This window comes from Kitasatospora xanthocidica, assembly GCF_014656195.1.
GTDB classification, from domain to species: domain Bacteria; phylum Actinomycetota; class Actinomycetes; order Streptomycetales; family Streptomycetaceae; genus Kitasatospora; species Kitasatospora xanthocidica.
This window is the reverse complement of record NZ_BNBY01000057.1, coordinates 1-13,380: the sequence shown is the minus strand read 5'-3', so window position 1 is coordinate 13,380 and position 13,380 is coordinate 1. Positions and strand designations below refer to the sequence as shown.

10 protein-coding genes are annotated in these 13,380 nt (G+C 71.5%); 5 read left to right on the top strand and 5 right to left on the bottom strand.

Annotated elements, in window-relative coordinates; genetic code table 11:
• Positions 1–89: 89 nt before the first annotated feature.
• From IE332_RS40135 to IE332_RS40115, 5 genes are all read right to left on the bottom strand, one after another.
• On the bottom strand, positions 90–1,910 hold the full coding sequence (locus IE332_RS40135) for a glycoside hydrolase family 6 protein (RefSeq protein WP_308437666.1): 1,821 nt from the start codon (positions 1,908–1,910) through the stop codon (positions 90–92).
• A 55-nt stretch (positions 1,911–1,965) separates the two neighbouring features.
• Positions 1,966–3,525: a cellulose binding domain-containing protein gene (locus tag IE332_RS40130; RefSeq protein ID WP_189926772.1), complete on the bottom strand. Its 1,560-nt coding sequence runs from the start codon at positions 3,523–3,525 to the stop codon at positions 1,966–1,968.
• A gap of 387 nt (positions 3,526–3,912) precedes the next feature.
• Positions 3,913–4,743, bottom strand: coding sequence for a carbohydrate ABC transporter permease (locus IE332_RS40125; protein WP_189926770.1), 831 nt, complete (start codon positions 4,741–4,743; stop codon positions 3,913–3,915).
• Entirely contained in the window at positions 4,743–5,672 is a 930-nt protein-coding gene (locus IE332_RS40120) for a carbohydrate ABC transporter permease (RefSeq protein ID WP_373313966.1), read from the bottom strand. Before IE332_RS40120 ends, IE332_RS40125 begins: the two co-directional genes overlap by 1 nt.
• A gap of 55 nt (positions 5,673–5,727) precedes the next feature.
• The gene (locus IE332_RS40115) at positions 5,728–6,993 is read right to left on the bottom strand and encodes an extracellular solute-binding protein (protein ID WP_229929318.1); all 1,266 of its coding nucleotides are present in this window, start codon (positions 6,991–6,993) and stop codon (positions 5,728–5,730) included.
• 345 nt (positions 6,994–7,338) lie between these two features.
• Here IE332_RS40115 and IE332_RS40110 point away from each other — a divergent pair, with 345 nt between their 5' ends.
• The 5 genes from IE332_RS40110 to IE332_RS40090 all read left to right on the top strand — a co-directional run bounded on the left by IE332_RS40110 (position 7,339) and on the right by IE332_RS40090 (position 13,242).
• Positions 7,339–9,336, top strand: a complete 1,998-nt coding sequence (locus IE332_RS40110; RefSeq protein WP_189926769.1) for an alpha-galactosidase — start codon at positions 7,339–7,341, stop codon at positions 9,334–9,336.
• A 241-nt stretch (positions 9,337–9,577) separates the two neighbouring features.
• Positions 9,578–10,450: an SIS domain-containing protein gene (locus IE332_RS40105; RefSeq protein ID WP_189926767.1), complete on the top strand. Its 873-nt coding sequence runs from the start codon at positions 9,578–9,580 to the stop codon at positions 10,448–10,450.
• A gap of 34 nt (positions 10,451–10,484) precedes the next feature.
• A complete protein-coding gene (locus IE332_RS40100; protein WP_189926765.1) occupies positions 10,485–11,447 on the top strand; it encodes an ROK family protein in 963 nt (320 codons plus the stop codon).
• Positions 11,444–12,388: a 1-phosphofructokinase family hexose kinase gene (locus IE332_RS40095; protein WP_189926763.1), complete on the top strand. Its 945-nt coding sequence runs from the start codon at positions 11,444–11,446 to the stop codon at positions 12,386–12,388. The genes IE332_RS40100 and IE332_RS40095 overlap by 4 nt, the downstream gene beginning before the upstream one ends.
• Entirely contained in the window at positions 12,379–13,242 is an 864-nt protein-coding gene (locus IE332_RS40090) for a class II fructose-bisphosphate aldolase (RefSeq protein ID WP_189926761.1), read from the top strand. The genes IE332_RS40095 and IE332_RS40090 overlap by 10 nt, the downstream gene beginning before the upstream one ends.
• The last annotated feature ends 138 nt before the right edge of the window (positions 13,243–13,380 follow it).

The window sequence follows — 13,380 nt, the reverse complement described above, 5'->3', positions numbered from 1 at the left end:
CGGGGCCTCAGGAGGACTGTCGCCCGTGTGAAGCCCCCTGACCGTCCGAAGGCCCGCCGGCCTCCGGACGGTCAGGGGAGCGTGCGGTGCTACAGCGCCGGGTAGGCGTTCTTCAGCAGCTGCTGGAACTGGGCGGAGAACCACTCCCCGGCCAGCGGCGCGTCCGGCAGCGCACCCGACATGCTGTTGTTGTTCCGCGGGTTGCCGGTGTACGTCGGGTCGCACATCCGGTCGAAGCCCTTGCCGTCGTTGTTCGGGATCGCCTTGCTGGCCCCGTCCGACTCACCCGGCGGCTTCATCCAGACGTACGCGTCGATGCCCGCCGCCGGGGCCGCCTGCGGCCGCTCACCGAGGCCCGCGCCGGCCTGGTTGCACCAGTTGCCGGTCTGGAACCGCCGGTCGTTGCGGCCGCCGTCCACGTACGCGTCGACGCTCGTCTTCGGCCCGGGCCCGGACGGCCGGGCGGTGCCGCCCCAGCCGTTGCGCGAGGTGTCGATCAGCATGCCGAGCTTGGGGTCGAAGCCGATCGAGACCAGCTTGGCCCGCATCGCCTGCGCGTAGGACAGCTCGTCGACGTACCGGTTCCAGTCGACCCACTTGGACTGGCGGACGGAGGTGCCGTTGACGCTGTCGTCGATGGTGAAGTTGGTCTCCTTGAGCGCGCTGTAGTTCGCGGTGTTGACGATGAAGCCGTGCACGTTGGCGAGGGTGGAGCCCTCGGACGTCGCGGCCTGCTTGAACAGATCCGCGGACGTGCCGAAGTTGTCGTCCCAGCCGAGCCAGCCGTGGTGCCCGGCGTCGACGTAGTTGTACACGTTGGGGACGGCGCCCAGCTTCTTGAGCGCGTAGCCGACGCCGGTGATGTAGTTGCCGTTGGCCTTCATCACGTCGCACGTGGGGGTCGCGGTGGCGCGCGGCGTGGTGTTGGTGGCCAGGTTCGGCAGCGAGTCGATCTCGACCGCGGTGACGATGCGCAGCCCCGCGTACTTCGGATCGCCGAGGATCGCCGCGATCGGGTCGATGAAGTCGGTCTTGTACCGGCCGATCTCGGTCGGGCCGAGCTCGCCGTTGGAGGCGAGCGCGGAGCAGTCCCGCCCGGGCAGGTCGTAGATCACCAGCTGGACGACGAGCTCGCCGCTGCCCTTCTGGCGCAGCGCCTCGTCGAGGTGGGCGCGCAGGCCCATCTTGCCGTTGGCGCCGGCGATGGCGGCGATCCGGTCGACCCAGATGCCGGTGGGCTGGTTGGCGACCTTGCTGCCGCCGGGCTCGGCGGCGGCGTTCGCGGACCACTCGGGGTTCACGTAGACCTTCGCGCCGGCGTACGGGTTGTCGACGCGGCTGCCGGGCGGGGTGGTGGGGGTGCCCGTGGGGGTGGCGGTGGGCGTGCTCGTGGGCGAGCTCGTGGGGGTGGCGGTGGGCGTGTCCGTGGGGGTGGGCGTCGTGGTGGAGCCGTTGCAGAGCACGCCGTTGAGCTTGAAGGCGGTGGGCACGGGGTTGGCGCCGCTGTACGAGGCGTTGAAGCCGAAGGAGGTGGAACCGCCGGTCGCCAGACTGCCGTTGTACGAGACGTTCCGCGCGGTGACGGCGGCCCCGGACTGGGTGATGGTGGAGTTCCAGCCCTGGGTGACCTGCTGGTCGCCGGCGAAGGTCCACTCCAGGGTCCAGGAGCTCAGCGGGTCACCGGTGTTGGTGACGGCGACGTTGGCGCCGAAGCCGGTGTTCCACTGGTTGGAGACCTGGTAGTCGACCCGGCAGCCGGCCGTGGCGGCGCCCGCCGAGGTGGCCAGGACGGTCGCGGTGGCGCCGGTCGCGGTGACCAGGCCGAGGGCGGCGAGCATGGCCGTTCGGTTGCTGCGCAGTCGGGTGAGGGTGGGGGCGGTGGCGCGCGTGGTGCGCGTGGTGCGGCTCATGGTGTGGGGGGTCCCTTTCGGTGTCTCGGTGTCCTCGGTGTGTCTCGGTGGGCGTTCAGCGTCCGTTCAGGGCGCGGAGGTGGTCGCGCAGTCCGATGCCGAACGCGGTGGGAGTGCCGTCGTAACCGCTGATCAGGGCGGGGCCGGAGGAACAGTCCCAGGTGTTCCAGGTCCAGCCCAGGTAGGAGAGCCCGCGGTCGTCGGACCACTTCATGACGCGGTCGACGAACGCGTGCCCGCAGGTGTTCTCACCGATCTCGCCCGCCACGAGCGGGACACGGGCGGCGACCGGAGCCAGGGTGGAGGTCCAGCAGGTCTCGCCGGCACAGGAGTTGAAGTTGTACACGTGCCAGGCGGCGGCGAGTTCGCCGGACGGGTCCGAGGGGGCGTGGGAGAGCCAGCCGCTCAGGTCGTTCGAGTAGGCGATCCCGGGGACGAGCACGACGTTGCGCGAGCCGGTGGCCCGGACGGCGTCCACCAGGTCCTGCATGCCGGCCACCTCGTAGCCGATGCCCGGGCAGGTGCCGCCGTCGCGCCAGCAGGCCCAGGCCTGTTCGGTGGTGGCCGTGGCCCGGTCCGGGTAGGGCTCGTTGAACAGGTCGAAGACCACCCGGCGGTCGTCCTTGAAGGTGTTCGCCACCGAGGTCCAGAAGGCCGGGGTGTAGCGGGCGTCGGGCATCGGCTTCTGGCAGGAGGCGTGCACGTCCGAGCAGCCCGCCGACGGGCCGGTGTACTGGCCGTACGTCCAGTGGAGCTCGACCACGGGGGTCAATCCGTGCGCGAGGACGCGGGCCACCAGGGCCTTGACGGCGTCGACGTAGGCGGCGCCCCGGTACTCGGGCAGGATGTTGTCCAGGCCGAGCCAGCACTCCTCGTTGAGCGTGATGCGGACGGTGTTGGCCCGCCAGTCCGCGATGGCCTGGACGGCCGCGTCGTCCACCGGGCCGTCGAAGATCCCGTGGCCCTGGACGCACATGAACTCGCCGCCGGAGCGGTTGACGCCGAGCAGGCGACGGGTGGTGCCGCTCGGGTCGGTCAGCCGGTTGCCGCTGACGCTGAGCTCGGGCGCGCCGGCGCTGGGAGTGCCGGTCGGGGTCGCGGTCGGGGTGCCGGTCGGAGTGCCGGTCGGAGTGCCGGTCGGTGTCGGGGTCGGTGTCGGGGTCGGGGTGGTCGTGGGGGTAGGTGTGGGGGTCGAACCGCCGTTGCAGGCAAGCCCGTTGAGGGTGAAGTCGGCCGGCGCGGGGTTGCCGCCGGACCAGGAGGCGATGAGGCCGAGGGTGACGCTTTCGCCGGTCCCGAGCGATCCGTTCCAGCTCTCGTTCGCGGCCGTGACCTTGGTGCCGGACTGGGACCAGGTGCCGCCCCAGCCCTGGGTGAGGTGCTGGCCGCCGGTGAAGTCGAAGCCGAGGCTCCAACCACTGGCGGGCGCACCGTTGTTGGTGACGACGACGGAGGCCTGGAAGCCGCCGTCCCACTGGTTGACCGTGGAGTAGGCCACGGAGCAACCGGGCGGTGCTGCGGTGCCCGAGCCCGCACCCGCTGCGGCGGACACGGCGCTCACCAGGGTGAGGACCGTGCCGCCGAGCAGCGCCGTGAGACGTGGGGGGTGTCGCATGAGCGAGTCCTTGCCGCGAGGACGCGCCGCTCCCGGCGCGTCGACTGACGGAATCGCTCCCACTGGTGGGCACTGACCGTAGCGCCAACTTCCGCCAAGGAAAAGAGGAGTTACCGGGTTTTGTCGCCGAAGGTGTTCGACTCTTCACGCCTCTTGACCGGTCTATGGGCATCCCTCACAGTGGGAGCGCTCCCACTGGTTTTGAAAGTGTCCGTTCACGGCCGCACAGGGACACCCGTTCCTGTTCCGAAGACCGACGACCGAAGACCGAAGACCCAAGGCAACGGGAGGACCGTACGAAGACCTGGCGTCGTGCCCGGAGTCGCTGGTGCTCGCTCGCGGAGGGACGGGAGGTGCGCCCTCCCGTTCCTCCGCGAGCGAGTGGTCCTATTTCACCGAGCCGGCGGTGAGGCCGGAGACCACGTGCCGTTCGATGACGGCGAAGAGCACGACGACGGGCACGATGGCGACGATCGAGGCGGCGAACACGTAGTTCCACTGCACGCTGTACGCGCCGATCATGTTGTTGATGCCGACGGTGAGGGGCTGGCGGTCGGGGGAGGTGGTGAGGGTCAGGCCCATGACGAACTCGTTCCAGGCCGCGATGAAGGTGAAGATCACCGCGGTGACCACGCCCGGCAGCGCGAGCGGCAGGGTGACCCGGAACAGGGCGCCGATCCGGCCGGTCCCGTCGATCCGCGCGGCCTCCTCCAACTCGACCGGGATGGAGCCGATGTAGGCGCTGAGGATCCAGATCGCGAACGCCAGGTTGAACGCGGCGTTGGCGAACACGAGCACCCAGACCGTGTCCAGCAGGCCCAGCGTGTAGAACTCCCGGTAGAGCCCGAGCTGGAGTGCGGTCGGCTGGAACATCTGCGTCACGAGCACCAGCAGCAGGAAGGCCTTGCGGCCGCGGAACCGGACCCGCGCGGTGTAGTACGCGGCCGGCAGCGCGACCAGCAGGACCAGCACCGTGGACCCGGCGGCGACGAGCAGGGTGACCTGGAGGTTCTGCCCGAGCGTGGTGTCGGTCCAGACCTCGGTGAAGGAGGACCAGTCGAAGTGGGTGGGCAGGTAGGCGTCGTCGCGCAGCTGGTCCGCCGGGCGGCCGGCGGTGACCACCATCTCCAGGTACGGGAGCAGGAAGAGCGCGGCCAGCGCCCACGCGGTGGCGGTGAGCAGGACGGTGCGGGCGGGGAAGCGGCGGGCCGTGGCCATCAGTTCTCCTCCTCGTTCCAGCGGCTGACTTTGAGGAAGAGCAGCACCATGACGATGACGACGGCGAAGTTGACGACGGACATGGCGGCGGACTCGGCGACGTCGTAACCGCGCAGCATGTACATGAACACGGTGGTGGTGGCGGTGTCGGCGTTGGGGCCGCCCTGGGTCATGCCCCAGATCACCGGGAAGGAGTTGAAGACGTTGATCAGATTGACCACCAGGGCCACCAGGAACGCCGGGCGCAGCAGCGGCAGGGTGACCTTGCGGTAGGTCTGCCAGCGGGAGGCGCCGTCGACGTTCGCCGCCTCGTACACCTCGGCCGGGACGGTCTGCAGGCCGGCCAGGAGCGTGTAGGTGGTGAACGGCAGCGAGACGAAGACGGCGACGAAGACCAGCCAGGGTTTGGCGTGCCCCGCGTCGCCGGTGAAGGCCCGGGCGTGGTCGATCAGGCCGAGGTCGAGCAGCAACCGGTTGAGGACGCCGGAGACCTGGTCGAGCATCCAGCGGAAGCCGATCGCCGTCATCAGCACGGACGCGGCCCAGGGCGCGATGAGCGCCCAGCGGGTGACCTTCCGTCCCGGGAAGTCCTGGTTGAACAGTTGCGCCATGGCGAGCGAGACCAGCATGGTCAGGCCGACCACGACGACGGTCCACACGGCCGTCCAGGTGAGGACGGCCGGGAGCCGGGGGTCGTCGAACAGCTTGTGGTACTTGACCAGCCCGGCGGGGCCGTGGTCGGTGCCGGAGGTGTCGATCCGCCGCAGCGAGGTACGGACCATCTCGGCGGCGGGCCAGACGACCACGGCGAGGATCAGCAGGACGGCGGGCGCGAGCCAGGGCAGTGGGCCGAGCCGTTGCCACAGGGGCCGGCGGCGGACCGGGCGGGCCCGGCGGCCCGCCCGGACGGTGGTGGTGCGGTTGGACACGGTGTGACGCTTCCTGTCGGACGGGCGAGGACTGCTGGCCGGCCTGCTGGCCGGACTACTGACCGGCCTGCTGGGCGGCCTGCTGCAGGGCGTCGAGGGTCTTCCTGGGGTCGGTGAGGGCGCTGCCGATCTGGGTCTTGATCTGCGCGGAGACGGCGGGCCAGGTGGGGTCGCTGAGCGGGTAGAAGCGGGCGGTGGGCAGGACCTGGAGGAACGGCTGGAGGGCCTTCTCGTCCGGGTCGGCCTGGAGCGCGGTCAGCGCGGACTGGGTGACCGGGAGCAGGTTGTACTCCTTGGCGAACCTCACCGTGTTGTCCTTGCTGTAGGCGAAGTCGAGGAAGGCCCTGATCTGGTCCTTGTGGCCGCCCTTCTTGAAGGCCATCACCCAGTCCCCGACCCCGAGGGTGGTCTTGCCGGCGGTGTCCTTGCCGGGCATCGCGCTCCAGGTGACGTCCATGTCCTTGAGGTCGGCGAGCTGGCCGGGGAACCCGTTGAGCATGCCGACCTTGCCGGAGGCGAAGTCCTTGGTGAGGTCGGTGCGGTTGACGGCGGCCGGGCTCTGTTCGGTCAGGCCCGCGTCGACCCAGCTCTTGAGCTGGGTGAAGGTGTCGACGTTGGCCTGCGAGTTGATGGCGTAGTGACCGTTGGCGTCCTGGTAGCCGCCGTGGTTCTCCAGCATCCAGATGAAGGACTCGCCCTGGGCCTCCTCCTTGCCCAGCGGGACGCCGAGCGGGATCTCCACCCCGGCCTTCTTCAGCGCGGTGGCGGCGGCGGTGACGTCGTCCCAGGTCCTGGGGGGCTTGGCAGGGTCGAGACCGGCCTTCCTGAACAGGGCGTTGTTGATCAGGAACATCCGGGCGCTGGAGACGAACGGGATGCCGTACTGGGTGCCGTCCTGCTCACCGGTCCTGGCCATCGACGGGATGAAGTCGATCGCGGTGGGGCCGGACAGGACGTCCTGGGCGGCGTAGAGCAGGCCGTTCTTGGCGAAGTCGGCGTAGCCGCCGGTCTGCAGGACGTCCGGTTGGTTGCCGTTCTGCACCATGGTCTTGACCTGGGTGTCCAGGTCGTTCCAGTTGATCACCTGCAGGTTGACCTTGATCTTCGGGTTCTGCTGCTCGAACGCCGAGATCACGCCCTGCCAGTACGCCTGGGTGGGGTGCTGTCCGTTGGAGCCGTAGTCCGCCGCGACGAACCTGATCGTCGTGGTGCCGTCGGCCGAGGAGCCGGAACCGCTGCCGCAGGCCGACAGCGCCAGCGCGCCGGCCACGCCGACGGCCGACAGGAGGAGGAAGCGCGGGTTCATCAGGGGTACCGCCATTTCTTGGGCGCCACAGCTTGGTGGGGCGCGGCTTGGTGGGTGCGGCGCTGGGTGGGGCGCGGCGCGGGTGATCTCTGATGCGTGTTCTCTGATGCGCGTTGATGAGTGATACCGAGCGCTTCGCGCATGAATGAACGTCGGCTTGGTGGCAGTGTGCATGCTCGGGTCCGCGAGGACCAGTCGGCGTTATCGAAGCGTTGCGGTCGAGATGTCGGGATGCCGGGTGGCCGACAGAACCCTTGACGGCCGCTGCCGGTGCGCACGAAGCTGTGCCGCACGTGATTGAAGATGCTTGATCAATCGGTGATCAGATCAGATTCAATCAGATGCGGAAGAGACCCCACCATGACCAAACGCATCCTGAACCGGGCCGCGCCCCTGCTGCTCAGCGCCGCGCTGGCCGTCACCGGTTCCGTCCTCACGGCTCCCGCGGCCCGGGCGAACGACGGCGTGAACCAGGCGGCCGCCAACCACTCGTCCGTCGCCTCGCCGAACGGGCCGATCGCCGCCACCCCGCCGATGGGCTTCAACAACTGGGCCCGTACCGAGTGCCGGCCGCAGGCCCCGCTCGACGGCTCCCCGCAGAGCGGCTACTCCTTCCAGCAGTACATGGAGGACAACGCCAAGGGCCTGTCGGACGCCGGCCTGATCGCGGCCGGCTACCAGACCGTCACCGTCGACGACTGCTGGATGTACCGCAACAGCTCCGGCTACCTGCACGGCGGGCTCAACTGGGGCTCCCGGACCGACGTCCGCGACACCACCAAGCAGCCCGGTTTCGACTACGAGCTGACTGCCTACGGCGACTACCTGCACAGCCTGGGCGCCAGGTTCGGCATCTACGAGACCTCCGGCACCCACACCTGCTCGACCGTCGCCCCGACCTCGCCCAACCTCGCCAACGGCAGCGAGTACCACGAGCAAGCCGACGCCGACTCCTTCGTCAGCTGGGGCGTCGACACGCTCAAGTACGACAACTGCGGTACCGCGGAGCCGATCCGGACCCTCGACACCCGGATGTCGAACGCGCTGGACACCGCCGTCACCAACGCCGTCAACGGCGGCAGGCCGACGCCGAACGTCACGTTCAACATCTCCGCCCCGGCCGGTCTGACCAACGGCCCGGGCAAGTTCGCCGCGATGAACTGGGTGCGCCCGCTCGGCCAGCTGTGGCGGGTCGGCCCGGACATCTTCAACGACCGGGACAACGGCGCCACCGATCCGTGGAACCAGCCGCTGGGCGTCCAGTCCTCGTACAACTTCGGCGCGTACCAGAGCTTCGACTCCACCCTGGAGCTCAGCCGCTACCAGGGCCCCGGCAACTGGAACGACGCCGACATGCTGCTGATCGGCGACAACGGCATGACCACCGCCGAGGAGCGCAGCCAGATGTCGCTGTTCTCGGCGCTCGCCGCGCCGCTGGTGATCTCCACGGACGCCCGCAAGTTCGAACCGGCCTACCTCGCCGCGCACCCGGCCGAGGCCGACCACCTGAAGGCCTCCGTCGCGATCCTCGGCAACAACGAGGTCATCGCCGTCGACCAGGACCCGCTGGGCGCCGGCGGTTACCGCGTCTCGGGTGGCGGCGCCAACGCCGACGGCACACCCGCGGTGAGCAGCGGCATCGACGTCGTGGTCAAGCCGCTCGCGGACGGCAGCCGGGCCGTGGTGGTGCTCAACAAGGGTGCCTCCGCCGCGAACTACACGCTCGACCTGAACGCCATCGGCTTCGCCCCGGCGGGCGGCGGCTTCACCGTCCGTGACCTGTGGGCGCACAGCACCAGCAGCTCGGCCGGCACCGTCGCGCTCACCGTCGGTTCGCACGACAGCGCGATGCTCAGGATCACCCCGCCGAGCGGCGGCGGCTTCACCCCGCGCGGCCAGATCACCGTCTCGCGCAACAACTGGGGCAAGGCCTCGCTCTGCCTGGACAACTACCAGTCCCGTACGGTCGACACCGCCGTCGACGTCTACCCCTGTTCCGGCGGCTCCAACCAGCAGTGGCAGCTGAACGCCGACGGTTCGATCCGGCTCCTCCAGACCGGCACCTCCAACCTCTGCCTGACCGCGCGGAGTTCCGCCTCCACCGGTGTCATCAACGGCCAGTCGGGCCAGTGGGTCGGGGTCGCTCCCTGCGGCTCGGCGCCCGGCTACCAGAGCTGGACGTACAACCGGGACGGCAACCTCAAGCTCGCCGGCACCACCCAGTGCCTCGACGTCCACGCCGGCACGACGACGACCAACGGAACCCCGGTCGACCTCTACGGCTGCGGCGCCGCTCCCGACGCGATCCAGACCAACCAGACCTGGGCCGCTCCGTTCAGCGCCCCGCCCGGGGCTTGACCTCGGGCCGACCGGCCTGCCCGGCCCTCCCGGCCTGACCGGCCTTCCCTGCCCGCCCTTCGTGACCTTCCGTTCTCCGGCGGTCACGAAGGGCGGGATTTCTGCGCGTTCTTGCGCAATCTTGCGCGCAAGGACTATAAACGAATCAGCTTCAATCATTTGCGTGCTGCGGGCCGCCGCGAACCGCGCGAACCGCGCGAACCGCCGCGAACGCCTTCAACCCCCCTTGCAGGAGGACACCGTGACCCACGTCGCCGACGAGATCGCCAGCCAGCCGCAGTGCTGGCGCCGTGCGCTGGAACTCGCCCCGCCCGGACTGCCCGAGCCCGGTGAGCGCGTGGCCGTGCTGGGCTGCGGAACGTCGCTGTACATCGCCCAGGCCTACGCCGCGCTGCGCGAGGGTGCGGCCCTGGGGGAGACCGACGCCTTCGCCGCCTCCGAGTTCCCCGTCGACCGCGGCTACGACCGGGTCCTGGCGATCAGCCGCTCCGGCACCACGACCGAGGTGCTCGCCGCGCTCACCCGGGCCGCCGGCACCCCGACGACGGCCCTCACCGGCGCCCCGGCCACACCGATCAGCGCCGCCGCCACCACGGTGGTCGACCTGGGGTTCGCCGACGAGAAGTCCGTCGTGCAGACCCGCTTCGCCACCACGGCCCTCGTCCTGCTGCGCGCCCACCTCGGGGCCGTCCCGGCCGATCTGCCCGAGCAGGCCGAGCGTGCCCTGCTCGACCCGCTGCCCGAAGGCGCCACCGAGGCGCGGCAGTTCACCTTCCTCGGCACCGGCTGGACGGTCGGCCTGGCCAACGAGGCCGCGCTCAAGCTCCGTGAGGCCTCCGGCAGTTGGACCGAGTCCTACCCGGCGATGGAGTACCGGCACGGCCCGATCAGCGTCAGCGGGCCCGGCGGCGTCGTGTGGTTCTTCGGCGAGCCGCCGGCGGGGCTGCTGGAGCAGGTCCTCGCGACCGGAGCCGCCGCCTCGGTCTCGCCGCTGGACCCGCTGGCCGACCTGGTCCGCGCCCAGCGCCTCGCCGTGGACCTCGCCACCGCCCGCGGCCTGGACCCCGACCGGCCGCGCAACCTGACCCGCTCGATCATCCTGACCGCATCGTGACCGGGCTAGGAGACGGCACGAACGGCGGTGTGACATGACGGTCATCGCACTCGACGTCGGCGGCACCCAGATCAAGGCGGGCGTGCTGGCCGAGGACGGCTCCCTGATCCACGGCGAGCGCCGGCTCACCCGCGCCGAACGCGGTCCGGACGCCGTCCTTGACACCGTCCTGGCCTGCGCCGTCGACCTGGCCGGGCGGTACGCGCCGACGGCGGCGGGCATCGCGGTGCCGGGCATCGTCGACGAGGCGTCGGGAACGTCCGTGTTCGCCGCCAACCTCGGCTGGCGGCAGGTGCCCGTGCGCGACTGGCTGGAGGAGGCGCTGGAACTCCCGGTCGCCTTCGGCCACGACGTCCGCGCCGGCGGGCTGGCCGAAGCCCGGCTCGGAGCGGGCCGGGGCTGTGGCTCCTTCCTGTTCGTCCCGGTCGGCACCGGCATCGCCTCGGCGATCGTGCTCGACGGAGAGGTCCTGACCGGCCGGGGCAGCGCCGGAGAGCTCGGCCACCTCACGGTGCGGCCCGGAGGGGAGCGGTGCCCCTGCGGCGGCCGCGGCTGCCTGGAGACCGTCGCCTCGGCCTCGGCCATCGCCCGCCGCTACGGCGCCGCCACCGGGGCGGTCGGCGTCAGCGCCGAGGACGTCCGACGGCGCGCCGAATCCGGTGACGCCGTCGCGGCCGCGGTGTGGCGCGAGGCCGTCGACGCACTCGCCGACGGCCTGAGCGCCGCCGTCACCCTCCTCGACCCCGAGCGCATCGTCGTCGGAGGCGGCCTGGCCCGCGCCGGAGCCCCGTACTTCGACCCGCTGCGGGCCGCCCTGGCCGAACGCTCGACCTTCCGGACGGCGCCGCCGATCGTCCCGGCGGAACTCGGGCACCAGGCCGGATGCCTCGGGGCCGCCCTGCTCGCCCAGGACCTCGACGCGGCCCGGAAGCCCGCGACCAGGGCTCGGCGGAGCCACCCGATACGTCGTCAGACCGGGTACGGGGTCGACGGATGATCCTGACCGTCACGCTGAACGCCGCGCTCGACGTCACCTACCGGCTCGACCGGCTCCGCCCGCACGCGAGCAACCGGGTGCGTGAGACGGCAGCGCGGGCCGGCGGCAAGGGCGTCAACGTCTCCCGGGTCCTGCACACCCTCGGCCACGACACCGTCGTCACCGGCCTGGTCGGCGGACCGACCGGCGCGGCCCTGCGAGCGGAACTCGCCGGGGCCGGGATCGCCGATCGACTGGTCCCGATCGCGGGCGAGAGCCGCCGGACGGTGGCCGTCGTGGACGAGGAACAGGGCGACACCACCGTCCTGCTGGAACCCGGGCCGGTGGTCACCGCGGCCGAATGGGCGCTCTTCCTCGACCGGTACGACGAACTGGTCACCCGGGCCGAGGCCGTCGTGCTCTCCGGCAGCCTCCCCGGTGGCATCCCCACCGATGCCTACGCCGTCCTGATCCGTCTGGCCCGTGCCCGCCGTGTGCCCGCCCTCCTCGACGCCGACGGCGAAGCCCTGCGCGCCGCCCTCGCCGAGGCACCCGCCGTCGTCAAGCCCAACGCCCACGAGCTCGCCGCGGTCAGCGGCACCGACGATCCCCGCGCGGGTGCCGAGACGCTGCGCGCGGCGGGCGCCCGGGCCGTGGTCGCCTCCCTCGGTCCGGCCGGACTCATCGCCTGCACGCCGCAGGGCAGTTGGGCCGCCCGCCCGCCCGAGGCGATCGCCGGCAACCCCACCGGCGCCGGTGACGCGGCGGTCGCCGCCCTCGCCCTGGGCCTGGTCGCCGGAACACCGTGGCCCGAGCGGCTCACCCGGGCCGTGGCCCTGTCCGCCGCCGCCGTCGCCGCGCCCCTGGCCGGCGACTTCGACCCCGCCGTCCACCGCCGTCTGCTCGGCCACGTGGCCGCCGAGCACCTCCCCGCACGCACTGGAGAATCCCCATGCCCCTGACCGGCACCGGGCGGATCGTCACCGCCGCCAGCAAGGACGGACGCGGCGTCGGCGCGTTCAACGTCATCCAGCTCGAACACGCCCAGGCCATCGTCGCGGGCGCCGAGGCCGCCGGGGCACCGGTGATCCTCCAGCTCAGCGAGAACGCCGTCCGCTACCACGGCGGACTCGGCCCGATCGGCGCCGCGGTCCTCGCCGTCGCCGAGTCCGCCCGGGTGCCGGTCGCCGTCCACCTGGACCACGCCACCTCCGCGGAGCTGGTCCACCAGGCCGTCGAACTGGGCTTCTCCTCGGTCATGTTCGACGCCTCCGTGCTCCCCTACGCGGAGAACGTCCGGACCACCGCCGAGGTCGTCGCCCACTGCCACGAGGCCGGGGTGTGGGTGGAGGCCGAACTCGGCGAGGTCGGCGGCAAGGACGGCGTGCACGCCCCCGGCGCCCGCACCGACCCGGCCGAGGCGGCCGCCTTCACCGCCGCGACGGGGGTCGACGCCCTCGCCGTCGCCGTCGGCACCTCACACGCCATGCTCACCCGCGACGCGGCACTCGACTTCGAGCTGATCGGCTCCCTGCGGGCCGCCGTTCCCGTCCCGCTGGTCCTGCACGGCTCCTCCGGCGTCGCCGACGAGGACCTCACCGCCGCCGTGGAGGCCGGCATGACCAAGGTCAACATCGCCACCCACCTCAACCAGGTCCTCACCACCGCCGTGCGCGAGGCGCTCACCGGCGACCCGCGCCTCGTCGACACCCGCCGCTACCTCGGAGCCGGACGCTCGGCCGTCGCCGCCGAGGTCGCCCGGCTCCTCGACGTGCTCAGGGCATCCCGCCGGGGCGGCGCCGTGCACACCTTCTGAGGGCGGTGCCCGGGCCCCGCCGTGTGCCCGGGCCCCGCCGTGCCCGGGCCTCGCCGTGCCCGCGGAGCTTCGCGCCCTAAGGCCTGTCTGATAATTGATCTCGTGGCAGGTCGAGGTGAGTTGACGGACGCGGCGTGG

Coding starts and splice junctions, on each gene's coding strand:
- IE332_RS40135 (WP_308437666.1), bottom strand. CDS start 1,910: ATGAGCCGCACCACGCGCACCACGCGCGCCACCGCCCCCACCCTCACC.
- IE332_RS40130 (WP_189926772.1), bottom strand. CDS start 3,525: ATGCGACACCCCCCACGTCTCACGGCGCTGCTCGGCGGCACGGTCCTC.
- IE332_RS40125 (WP_189926770.1), bottom strand. CDS start 4,743: ATGGCCACGGCCCGCCGCTTCCCCGCCCGCACCGTCCTGCTCACCGCC.
- IE332_RS40115 (WP_229929318.1), bottom strand. CDS start 6,993: ATGGCGGTACCCCTGATGAACCCGCGCTTCCTCCTCCTGTCGGCCGTC.
- IE332_RS40110 (WP_189926769.1), top strand. CDS start 7,339: ATGACCAAACGCATCCTGAACCGGGCCGCGCCCCTGCTGCTCAGCGCC.
- IE332_RS40100 (WP_189926765.1), top strand. CDS start 10,485: ATGACGGTCATCGCACTCGACGTCGGCGGCACCCAGATCAAGGCGGGC.
- IE332_RS40095 (WP_189926763.1), top strand. CDS start 11,444: ATGATCCTGACCGTCACGCTGAACGCCGCGCTCGACGTCACCTACCGG.
- IE332_RS40090 (WP_189926761.1), top strand. CDS start 12,379: ATGCCCCTGACCGGCACCGGGCGGATCGTCACCGCCGCCAGCAAGGAC.